Raw genomic sequence first — 1,529 nt, 5'->3', positions numbered from 1 at the left:
TTGGCTAAATAGTTTAAGGTTTTTCATCTGCCAATCCAGATGAAAAACTAGAATTGACTACAGGCTATTTTGTTTAGTTTTCAAGGTTCAAATGATGTCGCCTCAAAACAGCGACTTTATTAATATATCATCTTAACTATTGAAAGTCAACAGTTAATTCAAAAGTTAATTCAAAAATAATGGTGGAGCCTAGCGGGATCGAACCGCTGACCTCCTGCGTGCAAAGCAGGCGCTCTCCCAGCTGAGCTAAGGCCCCACATTAATATCGGGAAGACAGGATTCGAACCTGCGACCCCTTGGTCCCAAACCAAGTGCTCTACCAAGCTGAGCTACTTCCCGTTCTATGGCGCGCCCGAGAGGAGTCGAACCCCTAACCTTTTGATCCGTAGTCAAACGCTCTATCCAATTGAGCTACGGGCGCTTAAATAAAGTGGTGCCGAGGGCCGGATTCGAACCGGCACGGTGGAAACCCACCGCAGGATTTTAAGTCCTGTGCGTCTGCCAATTCCGCCACCCCGGCAGGACTTATGGAGCGGAAGACGGGATTCGAACCCGCGACCCCCACCTTGGCAAGGTGGTGTTCTACCACTGAACTACTTCCGCAAAATTATTTAATTTATATGGTGCGGGTGGAGGGAGTCGAACCCCCACGTCGTAAGACACTAGATCCTAAGTCTAGCGCGTCTGCCAATTCCGCCACACCCGCAAAGGTGGTGAGCCATGGAGGATTCGAACCTCCGACCCTCTGATTAAAAGTCAGATGCTCTACCAACTGAGCTAATGGCTCCTAACAACATTAATTTGTTCTATTGTAAGAATGATAAGTCAGATGCTCGTCGCGTTGCAAGTAATACCGGCGAAGCTTACGCTCCTCGCAGAAACCTACAATGAAGTATTTCAACGATGTTTACGGTTTTGCTCTACCAACTGAGCTAATGGCTCCTAAAGAACTTGCGTTCTATAATTCTTCATCATTTAATGAAATGGTGCCGGCCGAGGGACTCGAACCCCCAACCTACTGATTACAAGTCAGTTGCTCTGCCAGATTGAGCTAGGCCGGCCAGGATTTATTTAAATGGTGGAGGATGGCGGGCTCGAACCACCGACCCCTTGCTTGTAAGGCAAGTGCTCTCCCAGCTGAGCTAATCCTCCAGTTCATATGCCCGGCAACGTCCTACTCTCACAGGGGAAAACACCCCAATTACCATCGGCGCTAGAGAGCTTAACTTCTGTGTTCGGCATGGGAACAGGTGTGACCTCTCTGCTATCGTCACCGGACCGTAAGGTCGCTTATGTATCCTATGTTTTTCAAGGACAAGTAATATTATATTCACCTTAGAGCAAAAATGCAATGACTTTTTTGGATTTTTTATAGAATTTTATATCCATAAAAATAATAGAAGGTTAACAACCTTCAAAACTAAATACGAACTACCAAGCATCATTTAACGTCTTTTCAAATCGAAGTTAAGTCCTCGATCGATTAGTATCCGTCAGCTCCACGTGTCACCACGCGTCCACCTCGGACC

Annotated in this window: 9 tRNA genes and 1 rRNA gene; all 10 read right to left on the bottom strand. The window is 46.8% G+C overall.

The window, feature by feature from the left end:
• Positions 1 to 180: 180 nt before the first annotated feature.
• Positions 181 to 256: transfer RNA gene (locus tag ACTWQB_RS17280), tRNA-Ala, on the bottom strand.
• A 9-nt stretch (positions 257 to 265) separates the two neighbouring features.
• Positions 266 to 339 (bottom strand) — tRNA-Pro (locus tag ACTWQB_RS17275).
• Positions 340 to 344: 5 nt separating this feature from the next.
• A tRNA-Arg gene (locus ACTWQB_RS17270) sits at positions 345 to 421 on the bottom strand.
• Positions 422 to 431: 10 nt separating this feature from the next.
• A tRNA-Leu gene (locus tag ACTWQB_RS17265) sits at positions 432 to 520 on the bottom strand.
• Positions 521 to 528: 8 nt separating this feature from the next.
• Positions 529 to 603, bottom strand: a tRNA-Gly gene (locus ACTWQB_RS17260).
• Between the two features lie 18 nt (positions 604 to 621).
• Positions 622 to 706, bottom strand: a tRNA-Leu gene (locus tag ACTWQB_RS17255).
• Between the two features lie 5 nt (positions 707 to 711).
• A tRNA-Lys gene (locus tag ACTWQB_RS17250) sits at positions 712 to 787 on the bottom strand.
• Between the two features lie 197 nt (positions 788 to 984).
• Positions 985 to 1,061: transfer RNA gene (locus ACTWQB_RS17245), tRNA-Thr, on the bottom strand.
• Positions 1,062 to 1,076: 15 nt separating this feature from the next.
• A tRNA-Val gene (locus tag ACTWQB_RS17240) sits at positions 1,077 to 1,152 on the bottom strand.
• Between the two features lie 9 nt (positions 1,153 to 1,161).
• A 5S ribosomal RNA gene (gene rrf / locus ACTWQB_RS17235) occupies positions 1,162 to 1,278 on the bottom strand.
• Positions 1,279 to 1,529 lie beyond the last annotated feature (251 nt).

Source organism: Piscibacillus sp. B03, from assembly GCF_052246295.1.
In the GTDB taxonomy this organism is placed as follows: Bacteria; Bacillota; Bacilli; order Bacillales; family Alkalibacillaceae; genus Piscibacillus.
The sequence above is the reverse complement of the archived record's forward strand: the minus strand, read 5'-3'. Positions and strand labels throughout refer to the sequence as shown.